The sequence below is a fragment of the Halostagnicola sp. A56 genome, from assembly GCF_000691505.1.
Lineage (GTDB): Archaea > Halobacteriota > Halobacteria > Halobacteriales > Natrialbaceae > Halostagnicola.
The window spans coordinates 162,027-179,438 of record NZ_JMIP02000017.1 but is presented as its reverse complement, the minus strand read 5'-3'; the positions used below and the strand labels follow the sequence as shown (position 1 = coordinate 179,438).

The 17,412-nt window shown below is 63.4% G+C and carries 19 protein-coding genes and 1 pseudogene; 5 read left to right on the top strand and 15 right to left on the bottom strand.

What is annotated here, in order from left to right; translation table 11 throughout:
• Positions 1-64: 64 nt before the first annotated feature.
• Positions 65-508 carry a hypothetical protein gene (locus EL22_RS08000; protein WP_050051008.1) on the bottom strand — a complete coding sequence of 148 codons (444 nt, stop codon included), beginning with the start codon at positions 506-508 and terminating at the stop codon, positions 65-67.
• A gap of 254 nt (positions 509-762) precedes the next feature.
• Between EL22_RS08000 and EL22_RS07995 the strand changes: the two genes are divergently transcribed.
• Together EL22_RS07995 and EL22_RS15975 are read left to right on the top strand one after the other, a co-directional pair.
• Positions 763-1,941 (top strand): aspartate kinase, encoded by a 1,179-nt coding sequence (locus tag EL22_RS07995; protein ID WP_050051007.1) that lies wholly within the window; start codon positions 763-765, stop codon positions 1,939-1,941.
• A gap of 104 nt (positions 1,942-2,045) precedes the next feature.
• Positions 2,046-2,192: a DUF1328 domain-containing protein gene (locus EL22_RS15975; protein ID WP_082146712.1), complete on the top strand. Its 147-nt coding sequence runs from the start codon at positions 2,046-2,048 to the stop codon at positions 2,190-2,192.
• Between the two features lie 30 nt (positions 2,193-2,222).
• Here EL22_RS15975 and EL22_RS07990 read toward each other — a convergent pair whose 3' ends face one another.
• The 4 genes from EL22_RS07990 to EL22_RS07975 form a co-directional block, all read right to left on the bottom strand.
• The gene (locus EL22_RS07990; protein ID WP_050051006.1) at positions 2,223-2,555 is read right to left on the bottom strand and encodes a hypothetical protein; all 333 of its coding nucleotides are present in this window, start codon (positions 2,553-2,555) and stop codon (positions 2,223-2,225) included.
• A 2-nt stretch (positions 2,556-2,557) separates the two neighbouring features.
• Positions 2,558-2,935 (bottom strand): winged helix-turn-helix domain-containing protein, encoded by a 378-nt coding sequence (locus tag EL22_RS07985; protein ID WP_050051260.1) that lies wholly within the window; start codon positions 2,933-2,935, stop codon positions 2,558-2,560.
• Positions 2,936-3,146: 211 nt separating this feature from the next.
• Positions 3,147-3,530 (bottom strand): hypothetical protein, encoded by a 384-nt coding sequence (locus tag EL22_RS07980; protein ID WP_050051005.1) that lies wholly within the window; start codon positions 3,528-3,530, stop codon positions 3,147-3,149.
• 143 nt (positions 3,531-3,673) lie between these two features.
• Entirely contained in the window at positions 3,674-5,302 is a 1,629-nt protein-coding gene (locus EL22_RS07975) for a long-chain fatty acid--CoA ligase (protein WP_050051004.1), read from the bottom strand.
• 196 nt (positions 5,303-5,498) lie between these two features.
• On the opposite strand from EL22_RS07975, the gene EL22_RS07970 reads away from it, so the two are divergent.
• Entirely contained in the window at positions 5,499-6,845 is a 1,347-nt protein-coding gene (locus EL22_RS07970; protein ID WP_050051003.1) for a tryptophanase, read from the top strand.
• A 94-nt stretch (positions 6,846-6,939) separates the two neighbouring features.
• Here the strand turns inward: EL22_RS07970 and EL22_RS07965 are convergent, their stop codons facing one another.
• The 3 genes from EL22_RS07965 to EL22_RS07955 form a co-directional block, all read right to left on the bottom strand.
• Complete coding sequence (locus tag EL22_RS07965; protein ID WP_050051002.1) at positions 6,940-7,308, bottom strand: hypothetical protein; 369 nt, start codon at positions 7,306-7,308, stop codon at positions 6,940-6,942.
• 76 nt (positions 7,309-7,384) lie between these two features.
• The gene (locus tag EL22_RS07960; protein WP_050051001.1) at positions 7,385-7,927 is read right to left on the bottom strand and encodes a GNAT family N-acetyltransferase; all 543 of its coding nucleotides are present in this window, start codon (positions 7,925-7,927) and stop codon (positions 7,385-7,387) included.
• A gap of 51 nt (positions 7,928-7,978) precedes the next feature.
• The gene (locus EL22_RS07955) at positions 7,979-8,431 is read right to left on the bottom strand and encodes a hypothetical protein (protein WP_050051000.1); all 453 of its coding nucleotides are present in this window, start codon (positions 8,429-8,431) and stop codon (positions 7,979-7,981) included.
• Positions 8,432-8,752: 321 nt separating this feature from the next.
• On the opposite strand from EL22_RS07955, the gene EL22_RS07945 reads away from it, so the two are divergent.
• A complete protein-coding gene (locus EL22_RS07945) occupies positions 8,753-9,178 on the top strand; it encodes a hypothetical protein (RefSeq protein ID WP_082146737.1) in 426 nt (141 codons plus the stop codon).
• Between the two features lie 57 nt (positions 9,179-9,235).
• Here EL22_RS07945 and EL22_RS07940 read toward each other — a convergent pair whose 3' ends face one another.
• The 3 genes from EL22_RS07940 to EL22_RS07925 form a co-directional block, all read right to left on the bottom strand.
• Positions 9,236-10,024 (bottom strand): hypothetical protein, encoded by a 789-nt coding sequence (locus EL22_RS07940; RefSeq protein WP_050050997.1) that lies wholly within the window; start codon positions 10,022-10,024, stop codon positions 9,236-9,238.
• A gap of 622 nt (positions 10,025-10,646) precedes the next feature.
• The gene (locus tag EL22_RS07930; protein ID WP_050050995.1) at positions 10,647-10,880 is read right to left on the bottom strand and encodes a ubiquitin-like small modifier protein 2; all 234 of its coding nucleotides are present in this window, start codon (positions 10,878-10,880) and stop codon (positions 10,647-10,649) included.
• 133 nt (positions 10,881-11,013) lie between these two features.
• Positions 11,014-12,144 carry a polymer-forming cytoskeletal protein gene (locus tag EL22_RS07925; RefSeq protein WP_082146711.1) on the bottom strand — a complete coding sequence of 377 codons (1,131 nt, stop codon included), beginning with the start codon at positions 12,142-12,144 and terminating at the stop codon, positions 11,014-11,016.
• Between the two features lie 162 nt (positions 12,145-12,306).
• Between EL22_RS07925 and EL22_RS07920 the strand changes: the two are divergent.
• A pseudogene (locus EL22_RS07920) lies at positions 12,307-12,999 on the top strand (Replication factor C small subunit); the annotation flags it as partial.
• A gap of 54 nt (positions 13,000-13,053) precedes the next feature.
• On the opposite strand, the gene EL22_RS07915 reads toward EL22_RS07920, so the two are convergent.
• From EL22_RS07915 to EL22_RS17990, 4 genes are all read right to left on the bottom strand, one after another.
• Positions 13,054-14,406 carry a DUF6498-containing protein gene (locus EL22_RS07915; RefSeq protein WP_050050993.1) on the bottom strand — a complete coding sequence of 451 codons (1,353 nt, stop codon included), beginning with the start codon at positions 14,404-14,406 and terminating at the stop codon, positions 13,054-13,056.
• Between the two features lie 101 nt (positions 14,407-14,507).
• Entirely contained in the window at positions 14,508-15,620 is a 1,113-nt protein-coding gene (locus EL22_RS07910) for an alanine--glyoxylate aminotransferase family protein (RefSeq protein ID WP_050050992.1), read from the bottom strand.
• 125 nt (positions 15,621-15,745) lie between these two features.
• Positions 15,746-16,777, bottom strand: coding sequence for a DMT family transporter (locus EL22_RS07905; RefSeq protein WP_050050991.1), 1,032 nt, complete (start codon positions 16,775-16,777; stop codon positions 15,746-15,748).
• A gap of 408 nt (positions 16,778-17,185) precedes the next feature.
• Entirely contained in the window at positions 17,186-17,332 is a 147-nt protein-coding gene (locus EL22_RS17990) for a hypothetical protein (protein ID WP_175507122.1), read from the bottom strand.
• Positions 17,333-17,412 lie beyond the last annotated feature (80 nt).

Sequence of the window (17,412 nt, the reverse complement as noted above, 5' to 3'; positions counted from 1 at the left end):
CGGTATTCGTGCTCGAGTCGAATCTGCCCATTGACTCTTCGACTCGAGCCCAATTTCGGTTGTATTAGGGCTCGAGTCGAAACTTCTCCGTACGCGCGTTCTCGAAGCGGGGGCCCGAGCCGCAGTTTCGGAATCCGAGTTCGTCGGCGGCGGCTTTGACGCCGTCGGCCTCCGGCGCGATCAGGAGTTCGACGGTCATCGATTCGCCCTCCGCGAACCGAACCGGTTCGGCCAGCAGTTCGACGCAGGCGTCGTCCGTGCCGCCGATCTGGGTGACGTGGACCGTCTCGCCTCTGGCGTCGAAGCTGACGAATCCGAGGAGGTCCTCCGGGTTCGACTCGTCGTACTGCGTGTCGCCGGCCTGTACGTCGGCGTTTGGATCGTGGGTGCCGTCTTCGGCGACGCGTACCGTCCGATCGTGTACGAGGTTTCGCATCACGTCAGTCGGCGAGTCAGCGATGGACGCAAGCGCATCGGCATCGGCCTCGAGTGCGTCGCGTATGTTCATTAGTGTGTGGTAATGGCTTGCACTACTATAAATCTCGCCCGGCGGTCCCCCGCGCCCGACGGCCCACCCGCGCCTGTCGTTACCCGGTCCGCTCGAGTACCGCACCGAATCGACCCCGTTCGGACCGATTCGACCGCGCCGATTCGGTCGGGAGTAAAAATGCGACCGATGGGACACAGTTATTTGCTCGCTCTTGTAATGGACTGGCACATGAGCAGAACCACGGCCACTCACGTCGATTGTGGGGTGTCTCCATGCGCGTCGTAGCGAAGTTCGGGGGAACCAGTCTGGGCACGGGCGACCGAATCAACCGGGCCGCAGACTCCGTCGCCGCTGCGGTCGAGGACGGCCACGAAATCGCCGTCGTCGCCAGCGCGATGGGATCGACTACCGACGACTTGCTCGAGGACATCACCTTCGAGACGGGCGACAAGGACAGAGCTCAGATCGTCAGCATGGGCGAACGGACCTCCGTTCGGATGCTCAAGGCGGCGCTCTCGTCTCGCGGCATCGAGGCGCGATTCCTCGAACCGGGCGGCGAGGACTGGCCGATCATCACGGACGAGCACGGCGAGGTCGATGTCGAGGAGACCCAACGGCGCGCCTACGAGGTCGCCGAGTCGCTCGACGACGTCGTGCCGGTCATCACCGGGTTCCTCGCCGAGGGAACCGACGGCTCGATTACGACGCTCGGCCGGGGCGGCAGCGACACGACGGCCGTCATGCTCGGCAAGTACATGGACGCAGACGAGGTCGTCATCGTCACCGACGTCGAGGGCGTCATGACCGGCGATCCGCGGGTCGTCGAAGGAGCGAGAAACGTCGGCGAGATCTCGGTCGACGAGCTTCGAAACCTCTCGTTCCGCGGTGCCGAGGTCGTCGCACCCTCTGCGCTTTCGTACAAGGACAACAAACTCGACGTTCGAGTCGTCCACTACCAGCACGGCGACCTTCTCAGCGGCGGGACGAGCATCGAAGGCGAGTTCCAGAACCTCGTCGACCTCCGGGAGCGCCCGATCGCCTGTCTCACCGTCGCGGGCCGGGCGATTCGGAACCAGCCGGGCGTCTTCCAGCACCTCTCGCAAGCGCTCGGCGAGAGTGATGTCAACATCGAAGCCGTCGCCAGCGGCGTCGACACGGTGACGTTTTATATCGACGAAGAGGAGGCCGAACGAGCCGAGAACATCCTCCACCGCGAGGTCATCGCCCGCGACGAGTTCTCGAGCGTGACCGTCGACTCGCCGATGGCCGTCGTCCGCGTGACCGGCGGCGAACTCCCGAACCAGCCGGGAATCATCAGCGACATCGTCAACCCGCTCGCAGAGGCTCGGATTAACCTCCAGGACATCATCACGAGCGCGACCAGCGTCGCGCTCGTCGTCGACTGGGACGACCGCGAGGAAACCTTAGAGATCACGCAGGACCTGTTCTAGGTCTCGCTCGCCCGTCTTGTCGCCTCGTTCACGTTCGCGTCAATTTCACGTTGCTTGCATAGTCCGGCAAAAGTGACTTTACCGTAAGGAGTAACGTTCGAGCCATGCTAGAACTCGCGCTCACGTTCTTCGTCGTCGCGGTACTCGCAGGATTCTTCGGCCTCAACGGGATCGCGGGGCTCACGATGGCGATCGCGAAGTGGCTCGTGCTCATCTTTCTGGCGCTCGCGGTCGTCTCGTTGCTTCTCTAAACTTCAACTACGCGGCGGACCTGACGATCTTCACTCGGCATCGATCAGCAGCGAATAGAGTAGACAACCGAGTCCGCCAACTTCGCTGAGCCGGCTCGCCATCGGGAGGTAGTACGAACTGACTCGCGGCTCGAGCGTCGTTAGTTGCTCCGCCGAATCGACGCCGATCGAGAACACGAACGGAACGATCGTCAGCAGGAACAATCCCAGCGCAAGAAATAACATTCGACGGCTCTCATGGTGGCGATAGCCGCGATAGGCCTGAAACACGATGAACAGCGCCAGTCCGATCGCGATGAGCGTCACCGAAAGTAACGTTAGATAGTCGAACGAGAGTCGCGCCACTGCTGGATTCGGTGTCATTCTCAAAGTTCCTCCCACATGTCCGTAAAGCGGTCCGATAGCGTCTCCGTCGGTTTCGATTCGAACGTGACGGAAAATCCCTCCTCGTCTAAGTCGACCGTGAGCCTATCGAGTCGCGCTTCGTACACGCTGTAATGGTTCCCGTCGTCTTCGACGACGGTTTGCTCCGCGAGGAGTCCGCAGTCGATGAGTCGTTCGGCCCGCCGGTAGATCGTCGATAGCGAGGCGTCACACGCCTCGCTGAGTTCGTGTGCCGACCGCGAACTACTGACCGTCTCGACGAGGATTTCGCGCGCGTACTCGTCGTCGAGCTGGGCGAATATCTCGTGGGATCGATCGGGCCCGCGCTCGTCGTTGTCGTCTCGGTTTGGTTCGCTCACGTGTCGTGGCTCCGCGATGGTCCGGCGTCTCGAGTCCCGGACGCTCGTTTGCAAGCCGTCTCGCCCTGTTTGGTACGCTCCCGTCACGACTATCACGTACGATTCTCGATGTATTTTTTACGGTCTGTGTCACACGCCGTTCGAGCCTGTTCATTTCGGCGGCTCTCTTTCTCGTCCGTGGCGTTTCCTGTATGTTGGTCAGTGTCGTCTGCTAGCGAACGTGGGGGAACGCCATCGCGATCCCGTACTGCACGCCGACGGTCGCGACAAACGCGACGGCCCCCGCAGCGGTACTCGACAGCGCGGACTGAGTCACCGCGAAGACTCCGATAAAGATGCCCGACGTTACGAGCCCCGCCGAGATCGTCCAGACGGCCGCGTACGTCGGCGAGTACTCGACCGGCCAGTACTCGCCGTACGCGTACGGGATGAAGATGCCGAGCGTACAGATCAGCAGGAATCGGTTGCCGACGCTCTCGCCGACTGGTGCGAGGAAAAACGCGACCAGTGCGAGACCGACCGCTGCGATGCTGACCGACAGATCCGCTGTCAGGTCGTCGGTGAGCCGTTCGGAAAGCGACCGAGAGTCGTTCATCGACCAGTGATTGATTGTGGATACCTATAGTACACCGCCAGCGTTCGCCAAGTCAGCGAATCACGGGATATAGCCTCGAGACGGCGCTACCAACCCGTTTGGCGGACGCATCGAGATCCCGCGGTCCGAGACGCAGAGACGGCTCACTCCTCTGCGAGCAGATCCTCCGTCGCGTACTCCTCCCGTAGCACCTTCTTGTCGAACTTCCCGGTCGCGGTCTTGGGTACTTCCTCGATGAAGACTACGGCGTCGGGCGTCCACCAGTCGGGGTAGTTCTCGCCGACGAACGCCTCAAGTTCGCTCTCGAACTCGTCTTCCTCGAGGCCGGCACCGTCGGCCGGCACCACGAACGCCGCCGGTCGTTCCTGCCAGCGCTCGTGGGGGACGCCGACGACGGTCGCCTCGCTGACGGCGTCGTGGGCCATGATGGCGTTCTCGAGTTCGACCGAGGAGATCCACTCGCCGCCGCTTTTGATCACGTCCTTGGCGCGGTCGACGATCTGGATGTAGCCCTCGTCGTCGACGGTGACGATGTCGCCGGTTTTGAGCCACGAGCCCTCGAAGTCCGCCTCGTTTGCGTCGGGTCGTTTGAAGTACGAGTCGGTCACCCACGGGCCCCGAACGTACAGTTCGCCAAAGTCCTCGCCGTTCCACTCGATTTCCTCGCCGTCGTCGTCGACCACTTTGAACTCGAGGCCGGGGACGGCCAGCCCCTGTTTGCCGCGTTTTTCGTACTGCTGGTCGGTCGAGAGGTCGCCGAGCCCTTCCTTGATGTGCGCGACGGTTCCGACCGGCGACATCTCGGTCATCCCCCAGGCGTGGACGACATCGACGCCGAGGTCGTCGTACTGCTCGATCAGGCTCTTGGGGGCCGCGCTGCCGCCGATGACGATGCGCTCGAGCGAGGAGAGGTCCGCGTCGTTCTCCTCTAAGTACTCGAGGACGCCGAGCCAGACGGTCGGGACGCCGGCTGAAATCGTGACGCCTTCCGCCTCGATGAGCGAGACGAGGTCCTCGGGCGCGGGCGAGGGGCCGGGATAGACGTGCTTCGCGCCGGCGGCGGTGGCCGTAAACGGGATCCCCCAGGCGTTGACGTGGAACATCGGAACGACGGGCATCACGACATCCGCGTCGCGAACGCCGAGCCCCTGGGGGGTGAGCGTGGCCATCGTGTGCGACCACAGCATCCGCTGGGTGTACTCGACGCCCTTCGGTTTGCCGGTGGTTCCGGAGGTGTAGCACATCCCCGCTGGCGTCTCCTCGTCGAGTTCGGGCCAGTCGTACTCGGTCGACTGTCCGCCGATAAAGGACTCGTAGTCGGTGACGGGGCCGAGACTGGTTTCGGGGACCGAAGAGCCGATGACGACGTACTGCTCGACGCTCGAGAACGCAGTTTCGTCGTAAGCCGCTTCGAGAGGCTCGAGCAGCGACGGATCGACGAAAAGCACCGCGTCTTCGGCGTTCTCGACGATGTACTGGATGTGTTCGGGCGGAAGCAACGGATTGATCGTGTGCAGTTGGCCCCCGATATTGGGCGCACCGAAGTAGATCTCGGCGTGTCGGCTGTGATTCCAGCAGAAGGTGCCGACCCGCTCGCCGTCGTCGACGCCGAGATCGGAGAGCGCGTTCGCCAACTGCCGGGTTCGGTCGGCGAACTCGCCGTAGGTCTGTCGCTCGATCCCCTCGTGTGTTCGCGAGACAACCTCTCGGTCGGGATACAGTCGTTCGGCACGCCACAGAAACGGTCTCAACGTCTGGTCGTACCCAGCCATGTCTCTGGATTCTTCCCTATTCCTCATAATAGTATGTGTTGGTATCACACTGTCAGCGAGGCGAAATATACGCCGCACCGGGTACACGCGCTTTCGTTCATTACTGCGCGAAGCCGTCGGCTGGGGTCCGGGTCGCCCCTTCGATGGCTATTTTGTATCAGATAGAGTAAACAACCTCGAGACCGTCACCGGTTCCATGGTCGCTTACAAGTCCAAAGCCGTCGAGCGGATCCGGTTACCCGACAGGGACGAGCGCGAGCGCGCGCTCGAGGAGGCCGGCTACAACGTCTTCTCGCTCGCGGCCGACGACGTCTACATAGACCTTCTCACCGATAGCGGCACGGGTGCGATGAGCGACGAGCAGTGGGCCGCGCTCCACCGCGGCGACGAGTCCTACGCCGGATCGCCGAGTTTCGAACGCCTCGAGTCGGCCGTCGAAGACGTGATGGGATTCCCGCACGTGATCCCGGCCCATCAGGGCCGTGGCGCGGAAAACGTGCTCTACGGCTCACTCCTCTCCGAGGGCGACGTCGTCCCGAACAACACCCACTTCGATACGACTCGAGCCCACGTCGCGAACCAGGGGGCGGAGGCCGTCGACTGCCCGACCGAGGGCGCACACGACCTGCGCGCCGAGGAGCCGTTCAAGGGGAACTTCTCCGTCGAGCGCGCACGCGAGGCCGTCTCCGAGGTCGGCGCGGAGAACGTGCCGCTGGTCATCTCGACGATCACGAACAACTCGACGGCCGGACAGCCGGTCAGCATCGAGAACACGCGCCGGGTTCGCGCCTTCGCCGACGAGATCGACGCCACGTTCGTCATCGACGCCTGTCGGTTCGCCGAGAACGCCTTTTTCGTCCGCGAACGCGAGGACGAGTACGCCGAGACATCCGTCGCCGACATCGCTCGAGAACAACTCGAGTACGCCGACGCCGCCGTCATGAGCGGGAAGAAAGACGGCCTCGCGAACACGGGCGGGTTCGTCGCGACTCGAGACGACGCCCTCTTCGAACGCTGTCGGAGTCGTGCGATCCTCTACGAAGGGTTCCCGACATACGGCGGCATGGCCGGCCGAGACATCGAGGCGATGGCCGTCGGGCTTCGCGAGGCGGTCACCGACGCCTACATCGAGGATCGAATCGAGCAGGTTCGAACGCTCGCGTCCATGCTCGAGGACGCCGACGTTCCAATCTACACGCCGGCCGGCGGTCACGCTGTCTACCTCGATGCGGGCTCGTTTTACCCCCACCTCGACTCGAGCGAGTTCCCCGGTCAGGTTCTGGTCTGTGAACTCTACCGGGAAGGCGGGGTCCGCGGGGTCGAACTCGGCAGCTTCGCGTTCCCCGACTCGGACCGGCCGGAACTCGTCCGCCTCGCGATCCCGCGTCGCACCTACCATCAGGAACACTTCGAACACGTCCTCGAGACGGTCGAAAGCGCCTACGAGAACCGCGACGCGGTCGACGGACTTCGGCTCGCGACCGAGCCCGAGATTCCGGAACTGCGCCACTTCACCGCCGAACTCGAACCGGTCACGAACTAGGTACGCGTCTGCACGCGAGCGCGCTTGCAGCCAGTCGGTGGGCCCTCTTTCAGTCTGCGCCGTCGTTGAACCCTCTCTCAGTTCCCAGGGACAGTTAGCGGTTTTTCAGGATACTCCGTGCGTGATCGCCGAGCGTCGGTTCCGTCTCCGCTTTCGTCCCGCCGGTGAGCCGTCGTTTCGCCTTCGATCGCAGACCACTCTGTGCGCCCGGCGAGCCGGCGACGTCGACGACCCAGTTTGGAATCTGTTCCTGCAGTTCCGCGCGCTTCTGTTCTCGCATCGTGCTGTATCGCCGCAGGAGGAGTCCGACGCCGATGAATAGCCCGGCGTCAAGCAGTTCGCGGCGGAACCGCTCCGAGTCATCCCTGACCGCGAGTGCCTTCACCAGCGAGATGCCACCGATCCCCAGGTACAGCAGCGAGTTCCGCCCGGGATCACCGCGGAGGAGCCGTTGTAGATTCATGCGCACCGACGTACCACGGTATCGCCCATAAAACCGACCCGCGCTCGCAGGAGACAGCGACGACTGCCCCACCCTCTCAGCGCGATCCCTCGAGCGAGCCCCGATACCGCTCGTCGTCGATCGGCTCGATCGAGAACTCGAGCGACTCGTAGAACGGCCGAACCCCGGCGTCGAAGTGGGCGGTCAACCGTCCCTCGCGCTCGAGGGCACGCTCGATCAGCGCCCGTCCGATTCCCTGACCGCGGTGTCGCCGTCGAACCCCGATCGCGCTAATGTGTGCGCCGTCCCCAGCGCCTTCGGGTCGCTCTGCAACCTCTGCGAGCGGCTCGAGGACGATCGTTCCGAGGATTCGCTCGTCGACGTTCGCTGGTTCGCCGCGTCCCGGACGTGTCGACTCGCCATGTCCCGGCCGTGTCGACTCACCACTCTCAGCTCGTGAGCTCTCGCCGGTTCGTGCCGATCCGGCGTGGTCAACACGGGTCGCTGGCCACCGATCCCCCGCGACGAAGACATCGTTCACGTCGATTCGCCCTTCGAAGTCGCCGGGCTCGAGCATCGCCGCGTCGAGAATCCGTCGGATTTCGAGGGCGTCCTCGCTGGTCGCAGTACGGGTGTACATTGTTCTGGTAGTCTGCTAATCGGTCGCCGACGCGGTCACGTCGCTCGGAACCTACTCGTTTCGCTGGCGCTCGAGCACGCGTTCTTCGGGCGTCGGCCGTCCCGGATAGATACCGTAACTCGCGAACGCATAAAGAACTGTTACCACGGCCGCACAGAGGACCCCGGCCCCGGCGACGGCCTCGAGCGCAACGACCGCGAGCGGTCCGGCGAACGCGTCGCCGAGTGCCGCTGCCGTCTCGTTGTTCGGGGAGGTCGCCAGCCCGTAGGGGAGAAACGCCACGAACGCGCCCACCCAGAACCGGCCCGCGGCGAGCCGAAGGGACTCGAGCGAGCGGTCGCGGACGACGATTCCGATACCGAAGAGTCCGACGGCGGTGATCGCGAGCGCGAGAAGCGTTCGAAGCGAGGGCGCAAATCCGTCGTTAACCGCGACGCCGAGGGCGACGATCCCGGCCGAAACTGCGAGAGAGAGCGTCGACCGCGCGGGGATTGTGGGACGCATTCTGCCAGTAAGTATCGGCTGCCAGTACATATGCCTCGCGGACTGCGAAACGATCAATTTCGGTGAATAAGTGGCTCGCTGACGCTCCTGAGCCGACAACAAAGAACGTATTACCGCCGCGGACGAGACGAACGTGAGAACGATGCGACAGGAGATACACCGACCGTTCGAAGGATCGCCGTCGGCCGACGATTCTCGAGTGGCCGATACCGCGTCGCCGAGCCAAAACCCGCCCACGATCGATACCGCGTCGCCGACCGAAAACTCGCGAGTGGCCGACCGCATCCCAACCGCCCCGCGCGACCCTCGAGCGCGATGTCGATGAGGGGGTTGTCTCGAGCGAAGCGACTCTGGAACCGCTACGTGGCGAACGATCCCGAGCAGTATCAGGCGTACGTCTCGTTCCCAGCGAGACCGGGCCGGGAGTCGGTCGGCGACGTTCACGAGCAGATCGCCGCCCTCGAGCGCATCTTCGAGGGTCGCCTCGACGTGTACGCGCGATCCAGCGGCGTCGCCGTCGCCACGGATCGGGTTTCGGCCGAGCGCTTCGACGCCGACGCGTTCGAGTCGATCCTCGAGCGGATCGAGCGCGTCTACGCCGGGACGCACCGACTCGCCCGCGTCACGAAGCGGCGACGGATCGACGGCAAACTCGTCAGATCCGACGTCGTCGTCCCGGTCAAGCCGCTCTTTCCCCCCGAGGGAGACGACGAGCGAGCCGAAAAAATAGCGCCGCCGGCCGAGTGACGCCGACTTGTCCGCGACGCGTCTTTGCGGACGTCGGCCGCCGCCCGTGTGGGTCGTCTAGTCGTCCTCTGCGCCCGGTCCGGCGCTCGGTTCGGAGCCAGCGTCGCGGTCGCTGCCGCGGGGACTCTCGCTTTGGGTTTCCTCGGACGGCGTGACCGTACTCGTCCGTCCCATCCAGCCGTCGATGTTCTCGGAGACGTAGTCCTTGCCGCCCCAGCCGAAGGCGACGCCGGCACCGATGGCCACCGCGGCCGCCAGTCCCCACGCGAGCGCTCTGGCGAAGACGTAGAGGATGCCGACGTCGATCCCCATCGTGTCGAGGCCGATGACGATCGCCGTGAAGTAGAGGAACATCCGTGCGCCGTTCGCGAACCAGCCCGCGTAGGCCGTCTGCGTCGCGGCTCGAGTCCGTTCGATCACGTCCCCGATGAAGTCCGCCACGACGAATCCGAGGACGATGACGAGCAGCCCGGCGATGAACGCCGGCAGGTACGACACCGCCGTCGAGATCCACTCCGAGAGCGTCGGGATCGCCAGCGCGTTCGCCGCCGCGAGGATCGCGAGCGCGTAGACGAACCACTTCGCCAACGAACCGAACGCGCTCGAGACGGCCTGTTCAGTGCCGCCGAGGATTCGTCCGAGCGGCGTCTCGAGGACCATCCGATCGAGTTCGATGCCGTCGGCGATGCGCCCGACGACGCGCGCGGCGAAGCGGCCGACGACCCAGCCGATGAGGAGGATGATCGCCGCTCCGATCAGCCGGGGAACGAACGTTATCAGTTCTGCGACCGGGTCCTGAAGCCAGTTCGGGAGCTGTACCGCCTGTGCGGGTAGAGAGTATACCATGCCAGTCGACGTTGGCTTGATCCGGCCTTTGTAATTGTGTAGATATTTTTGAGTCTGCAAAAAAGCCTGTTACTGACGGTGCCGACACGACTGGTGAACTATTTGCTACGGAGAGTACCACGGACGTCGAGCCGTCACGGATCGAGAGCGGACCGAACCGTCGTCCAAGCCGCTCTCCAGATGACCGGCGACCGAAACCGAGAGACTGAGACCGATAAAAGACGATTGACTCGCCCCCGATACGCGGGCTCGTCGACCGGCACCGCGGCCGGACGATCACAGTTATCGACCGGCGCGTCGATCTCTCAGTTTCCGTTCATTGCTCGGTTCGAGACACGAAGCGAAATCCGGGCCGACAGCGACGGAATTGTCGTCGAGTTCGAGGCCATGGAGCCGTCGAACTCGACTCGAGCGCCTCCTCGAGTCGCCCAGCGTTCGGCGACGGAAATAGAATCCCAGTTCGTTCGAACCGACGATAGCGGATCGACTTTCCACGCCCAATTCGCTTCGGAGACGCGCTCTCTCGCCTCGAACAGATGGATGGGCGATTCGATCCCATACTGCGAGAACGATCGATCGTCCGCACTCTGTCAGTCGCGTTGATGAATTTGGTAATTCGGTATTACCCGCCCTTGATCAATCGAAGCACGGTGACGTGGTCGGCGTCGACCGGCTGGTCCTCCGGAACGGGGCGGCCGTCGACGAGGACTGACACCTCGTGGGGGCTGAGATCGACTTCGGAAAGGAGGTTGGCGTACGTCGGCGTGCCGTTCGACTCCGCGGCTGGATCGGTGGGAACGTCCTCGAGGGCGAACTCGTGGGTGTCTTCGCCTTTGACGTCCACGGTGACGCGCATACGATCCGTTGTCGCCGTTCGAACTTGAGGGCGTCGTTGGACGCCCGTCGATTGCTCGAGTCCAATTCCTCTCGATTGCTCGAGGCCGCAATCGAACGCTCGGAACCGCGACCGGCCGAACGCTCGAGACCGATCAGTCGGCGGTCGATTCGCCGGTTCCCGTTCGCGCCCGGGACTCGCGGGTTCGCCGCCGTCCTCCGTAGAGGGTCATCGCGAGCGCGCCGAGACCGAGCAGGAAGATCAGGAAGTTCACGATGCCGCCGACGATCGGAACCCGCCCGAGCAACGCGCCGCCGACCAGCCCTACGACGAGCGCGAGCCACCGGTTGTCGAGTCCCACGAGCGACAGGAGCCAGGCGGCCACGGCGAAGCGCCCGTAGACGATTCCGATCCAGACGAACAGCGCGAAGACGAACCCGCCGATTATCGAGAGCGGGATTCCGACCACCGTGATCGCGAGGGCGATCAGTGCGATGGGGACGACGATGAGAACCGCCAGCCCGACCAGCCCCGCCCGCACCGGCGCGTTCGCGACCCGGTCGGCGACGCCGCTCGAAAACCGCGGGAAGAGCAGGAGCAACGCCGCGCCCAGGAGCAGGTTCAGCGCGAGCGTGTACAGCGCGAACACCCACGTCACGATCGGCTCGAGCCCCGTATCGGGCCCGGTGCCGATCGACGAGTCTTCGGTGACCTCGCCCTCGACGACTCCCGTCTCGCCCTGCAAGTCGCCGCTGTACTCGAGGTCGCCCGAGATGGACGCCGTCTCGCCGAGTTCGATCGTGTCCGCGCCGATCATCGCGTCGCCGTCGATCGTCCCGTTGACGAGGACGGTCCCCCCGCCCGCTTGGAAGTTGCCGCCGACCGATCCGTTCTCGGCGAGGCGGACGTTGCCCGCGGCCGCGCTCACGTCGCCGCCAACGGTTCCGTTGATCTCGAGGTTGCCCGAGGCGACCGAGACGTCCCCCTCGACCTCGCCGTTGACGTAGACGTTTCCGGCGAGCGCGCTCACGTCGCCGGTGACGGTGCCGTCGACGATGACGTTGCCCGCGAACGCCTCGACGCTGTCGACGGATTCTCCCTCCTCGACGGTGACCGTGCCGTCGAACCCGTCGGGGCCGTCGACCGACTGGGCGGCGACCAGCCCCGGTCCGCTCCCGACGACGAGCACGAGGACCGCTACGAGCACGGCGATTCGAGCGAGCAGCCCGGCCGACGAGCGGTTCGACGCGTTGGGTTTCGACGCTCCTGTGGTATCGGTTGGCATATCGACGGTACGCCGCGCTGGCGGATAAAATAGTGTCTATGATGACACCTTTAGTGAGCGTCAGAACGACCGACTCGAGACCGTCGACGAACTGGCCGCTCGAGCGCTCCAGTCTGCTCGCGGTTCGGTCGTTTTATCTTCGGCCCGCCCCTCTCGACACGTATGAGCGAGGCCGACGCCGAGACCGCGGAGTCGACGCCGGGACGGACCGAAGTCTGGATCGAGAAGTACCGTCCCGAAACCCTCGACGACATCAAGGGCCACGAAGACATCATCCCGCGGCTCTCTCAGTACGTCGAGCAGGACGACCTGCCGCACCTCATGCTTGGGGGTCCGGCCGGAACCGGAAAGTGCGTCACCGGTGAGACACCAGTACTGACAAATGAGGGTATTGCTCCCATTTCGACGGTGGTTGGGGACGTTGACGGGTTTGGTACACCTGATAATGATCTCGAGATACTCACCTACAGTAATGACGGCACGTTTGAATACGTCTCTCCGTCGCACGTTTTTTCAAAAGATGCAACCGATCTCGTCTCGATAGAGACTCGAGATGGAAACGAATTCACGGTCACGCCAGAACACAAACTCCTCGTCGTAGACGAAACGGGACTCTCGTGGTGCCAGGCCGAGTCGCTTTCCGGTGACGAACGGATCGTTCGACCACTGGAAACACCCGTTGCTGCTAGGGACTCGTCTACGTCGCTGGATTGGCTCTCGTCGATGGACGGCGATCGAACGTTCGTTACTGTCTCGGAATCGTTCGCCGAACGATACGAGATTCCAGCCGAAGAGAACTACATAAAACAGAAGAAGGCGGTAATTGGTTGTCTTCGTCGTGGATATTCCCGAGACGGGAATCGAGATTGAATCGCTTACTTCGTTCGCGAACGCTCGAGTCGAGTCAGACTAGCTCCCTTTTGACGGGCTCGAGCGATTCGATTTCGCTCGAACCGACTCGTCGGATTGGCGGTCGAGAACCTCGAGAATCGCCGCTGGATCGCAAGCTCGTGGAAGCCACAGAGTGCGGTCGGTAGCAGGATGTTCGACGATGACGGTTGCGGTCTCGAGTCGGCCGTCGATCCAGTCGCGTTCGAGGCGGGCGGTGTGCTGGCCCGATGTCTCGATGTGCCACACCGGCTGTCGAAACAGCCGGTCGTAGCCGACGATCGCGTCGTCGTCGATCCGGTATTCGACGAAAGCGTAGCGGAGCCAGTAGTCTAGGTGGATCGAGAGGGTGGTCACGGCGACGGCGACGACCCCGAACCCGGCCACGATCGACCAGGCACCGTCGAACGCGAACAAAAGCCCGCCAGCGGCGATAAACACGCCAACGAACCAGAGATTCGGATACCGTTTGAGGTGAGCCCAAGGTACGAGTAGGCGACCGCCGACGGGCGGACGGACTCGTTTTTCTGCGTCCGGCACGGAATCGTCGATCGGCTCCGGCGTCGCCGGAGTGTGCGCGTGCGCCGTTGGAGTGTTCCCCGGCGTCGCTGGAGTCTCCCCGCTGTCGAAGTGTTCGCCTATCGATTTCCCGAGCGCAGCCAGTCGGTCGCGGTAGACGTCCGCGAGGTCGAATCCCGATTTGACGAGGACGATACCGATCAGTAGCGGGAGGCCGACGATCGTCGGGTCCACCGCGGCGATCGACTCGTCACTGGCCACGGCAGGATCTGCCCCCACGGCAAGCACTGCGATACAGAGCCCGACGATGAATAGCACTCCGATGCGCCAGATCACGCCGCGTACCGCCGTTTGGGCGCTGTGCTCGCGGTACCCCTGTCGGTAGAAGTACTCGAGTCCCGTCCGGCTCCCCTCGGTGAGAAAGAGGACGCCGACAGCGAGGACTCCCGTCTCGATTGCGCTCGACTCGAGCGCGTGGCCACCGACGAGTCCGACGGTCACGGCCCCCGTGGCGAACCAGATGAGCGAGAGTATCGGAACCGCCATGGCGAAGATGGGGAGCGTCGAGAGCCGTATCTCGAGGCCGGTGCGCGGGATCGGAACCGAAACGGGCCTGTCCACGAGCGCCCCGAGGAGATACATCTCCGGGTCGAATTCGGACGGCCGGCCGGCAAAGAGCGCCCGAACCAGCGCCCAGAAACACAAGACGCCGAGTTCGAACCAGTAGACGGTGACGAGCGTCGCGGCGTTCCACTCGAGCAGGAGGACCCCGACGAGCGGCAGAAGATTCGAGACGATGACGGCGACCAGTTCGGGCGTCGCGCCGGTCGTACGCAGCCGCTCGAGCGCAACCATTTGCCTCGTGTTCGACCGATCACACGTAAGTCGTTACGTTTGCTGCTACCGATCCGGTCCAATACCGTGGTCCAGTTTCACGCTACGCTTGAGACGCCTTTCTACAGATCGGCGACGTCCTCGATCGCGTCGGTTAGCTCCTTGATGCTCTCGAGATCGTGTTCGCCCATGTGGCCGATGCGGAACGTCTTCTCGCCGAGCGCGGAGCCGTAGCCGTTCGAGAAGACCATGTCGTACTCCTCGCTAACGGCGTCGATGGTCGCGGCGACGTCGATTTCCTGCGTGTTCTCGATACAGCTCACGGTCTGGGATTCGTAGCCCTCCTCGGGGAACATCGCGAAGTGCTCGCGGGCCCACTCGCGGGTGTACTCGGCCATCTCCCGGTGGCGCTGGTCGCGCGCGTCGTGGCCCTCGGAGAGCATGTGTTTCATCTGTTTTCGGTAGGCGAGCATGATCGGAATCGCGGGCGTGGAGTGGGTCTGGCCCTTCCGGTCGTAGTAGTCGAGGGTGCGCTGGAAGCCGCCGTACCAGGAGGCCGACTCCTTCTCGAGTTCGCGCTCGTAGGCGTCGTCGCTGACGACGCAGACGCCCAGCCCCGGCGGCATGGCGAAGGCCTTTTGGACGGAGGTGAAGATCACGTCGATCCCGTGTTCGTCGATGTCGATGTAGTCCCCGCCGAGCGACGAGACCGCGTCGACGACGAAGTAGGTGTCCGGATACTCGGCGACGACGTCACCGATCTCCTCGACCGGGTTGCGGACGCCGGTCGAACTCTCGTTTTTCACGCAGGTGACCACGTCGTAGTCGGTGTCCGATTCCTCGAGATAGTTGCGGACGTCCTCGGGTTTGACCGCCTGGCCCCACTCGTACTCGAGGGTGTCGACGGTTTTGCCGAGGCGTTCGGCGACGTTGGCCTGGCGCTCGCTGAAGCTGCCACAGGTCGTGACGAGGACGTTCTCGTCGACGAGGTTCAGGATCGAACTCTCCATGAACTCGGTTCCCGACCCGGTGAGGACGATGACGTCGTTGTCGGTGCCGAGGAACTCCTTCGTGTCCTCGACGATGGTCGTGTAGAGGTCGGTCATGCGGTCCATGCGGTGGCCGAACATCGGCTCGCACATCGCCTCGATGACGTCCTCGCGCACTTCGGTCGGGCCCGGAATATACAGCGTCTTGTCGGGGTAATCGTCTCGATATTCGCTTTTTTCGGTCACGGAAACCACTCGATATCAGCTACTGAGTCGTGCGACGGTATGGTACTTTTGATGGCGCACCGACCGCGACTGCCGGAAATCTGTTCACTCGACCCCGAGTAAACAAACGCGTCCGCGTCGATCGATCAGTCGGCACACGACTGCCGTGACGAGGGCGTCGATCGGGTCTCGCTCTCGGAGCTCGCGGAGCGAACGTAGGGATTTCGCCTGACGACGAATCCGTTCGCGGGTCTCGAGGAGTCCCCGCTTTCGTCGTCGACGATCGGTCGAACGAGCTTCCAGAGGCTGTCGATCTTACAGAGGGTAAAGCCGAGGACGATCAGCGCGAACCCGGCGACCGTCGCGGCCGTGATGGACTCGCCCAGCAGGAGCCAGCCGAACGCGGCGGCGATCACGGGCGAGGTGTAGTTGACGAGGCTGAGTTCCGTCGCGCCGACGCGCTCGAGCAGGACGAAGTACGCCAGGAAGCCACCGGCCGTCGAGACGACGCCGAGGTACGCGAGCGCGGCAACGACATCGCCGGTGAACGTCGCCACGAGGACGCTTTCCCCGGGGTGGAGGACGCTGACGGCGTGCAACGCGAGTCCGCCGACGCCCATCGCCCACGTTTGTAGCGGGATGATAGACAGCGTCGCGCTCGTTCGCTCGAGGACGACCGAGCCAATGGCGATCGAGAGGGCCGAACCGAACAGGAGGCCGACGCCGAGGGCCTGCCCGCCCAGCGAACCGCCGGAGACGGCGATGACCACGACACCTACCAGTCCGAGCACCAGCCCGACGGCTGCGGGCGGTCGGATTCGCTCTCGCGGGAGCAACGCGAGCGCGATCGGCGGCGTGACTATGGGCGTCAGGCTCAATACGATCGCAGCGACGGCGCTCGAGACGTACAATTGGCCGACGAACAAGAGGCCGTAGTGAGCGCCCACGAGGAGCACGCCGCCGGTGACGATCGATATTGCGTCCGCTCGTGTTCGCGGCCGCCACTCGAGACCGAGCGCGGCGACGAGACCGACGAACAGGACGGTTGCGAAGTCGAGTCGGAAGGCGGCAAAGAGGAGCGGCGGCAGCGATCCGAGTCCGATCTCGATCGCGCTGAAGGCGGTTCCCCAGGCGAGTGCGAGCGCGGCAAAGAGGAGAATATCTCTCTGTGAATTCATTTTATCATGGGAGGTGACTCGAGCACTTGTATGTTGTTATTGTTGTGTCTGAAGGGTTCTACCTGCCGATATCCACATCATTTGGTGGCATTGAACATGGGTGCAATTTGGTATGCTATTCGTTCGTATGATATGTTCCTACACTTCGAAACTCATCGTTCTCGTGGCGGAAAATTCGAGATCCAATGCGAGATAAACCAGACGTCCGGAACGCTTCGAGCACGACTCCGCATCGTCGGGAATGTGGAACACCGAAAAATGTCACGCGGTTGCTTGCCGCCCTGAATTGGTCCCCGCTGACGCTTCGGCCCTCCAAGCGAAGCGTCAACTGAAAAAATTGCCCGGGAGAACTTAAAGGTACCGACAACGGATCGAATCTCAATATGTCAATCGCAATTGCCGGTGGTCTCAGATGTGTTCTTCTTCGAGGACCCACCCGAGCGCGCGCTTGTAGTACGTAAACATCCGCTCGACGCCGTCGTGGTTCATCTCGTCGCTCTCGAGTTGCTCCTCGAGGAACTCGTACTGCTCGCGGATCTCTTGTTCGTCTCGCATACGGGGTCGTTCCCGGCGAAGACGCAAAAAGACCGGTACCAGAAGTGCCAGTTACGCGTTCGACCGAAGCGAAATCGGCC

Bases quoted from the DNA above. Each gene is read 5' to 3' on its own strand.
- EL22_RS08000 (WP_050051008.1), bottom strand. From the start codon at position 508: ATGAACATACGCGACGCACTCGAGGCCGATGCCGATGCGCTTGCGTCC.
- EL22_RS07995 (WP_050051007.1), top strand. From the start codon at position 763: ATGCGCGTCGTAGCGAAGTTCGGGGGAACCAGTCTGGGCACGGGCGAC.
- EL22_RS15975 (WP_082146712.1), top strand. From the start codon at position 2,046: ATGCTAGAACTCGCGCTCACGTTCTTCGTCGTCGCGGTACTCGCAGGA.
- EL22_RS07990 (WP_050051006.1), bottom strand. From the start codon at position 2,555: ATGACACCGAATCCAGCAGTGGCGCGACTCTCGTTCGACTATCTAACG.
- EL22_RS07980 (WP_050051005.1), bottom strand. From the start codon at position 3,530: ATGAACGACTCTCGGTCGCTTTCCGAACGGCTCACCGACGACCTGACA.
- EL22_RS07975 (WP_050051004.1), bottom strand. From the start codon at position 5,302: ATGGCTGGGTACGACCAGACGTTGAGACCGTTTCTGTGGCGTGCCGAA.
- EL22_RS07970 (WP_050051003.1), top strand. From the start codon at position 5,499: ATGGTCGCTTACAAGTCCAAAGCCGTCGAGCGGATCCGGTTACCCGAC.
- EL22_RS07965 (WP_050051002.1), bottom strand. From the start codon at position 7,308: ATGAATCTACAACGGCTCCTCCGCGGTGATCCCGGGCGGAACTCGCTG.
- EL22_RS07960 (WP_050051001.1), bottom strand. From the start codon at position 7,927: ATGTACACCCGTACTGCGACCAGCGAGGACGCCCTCGAAATCCGACGG.
- EL22_RS07955 (WP_050051000.1), bottom strand. From the start codon at position 8,431: ATGCGTCCCACAATCCCCGCGCGGTCGACGCTCTCTCTCGCAGTTTCG.
- EL22_RS07945 (WP_082146737.1), top strand. From the start codon at position 8,753: ATGAGGGGGTTGTCTCGAGCGAAGCGACTCTGGAACCGCTACGTGGCG.
- EL22_RS07940 (WP_050050997.1), bottom strand. From the start codon at position 10,024: ATGGTATACTCTCTACCCGCACAGGCGGTACAGCTCCCGAACTGGCTT.
- EL22_RS07930 (WP_050050995.1), bottom strand. From the start codon at position 10,880: ATGCGCGTCACCGTGGACGTCAAAGGCGAAGACACCCACGAGTTCGCC.
- EL22_RS07925 (WP_082146711.1), bottom strand. From the start codon at position 12,144: ATGCCAACCGATACCACAGGAGCGTCGAAACCCAACGCGTCGAACCGC.
- EL22_RS07915 (WP_050050993.1), bottom strand. From the start codon at position 14,406: ATGGTTGCGCTCGAGCGGCTGCGTACGACCGGCGCGACGCCCGAACTG.
- EL22_RS07905 (WP_050050991.1), bottom strand. From the start codon at position 16,777: ATGAATTCACAGAGAGATATTCTCCTCTTTGCCGCGCTCGCACTCGCC.
- EL22_RS17990 (WP_175507122.1), bottom strand. From the start codon at position 17,332: ATGCGAGACGAACAAGAGATCCGCGAGCAGTACGAGTTCCTCGAGGAG.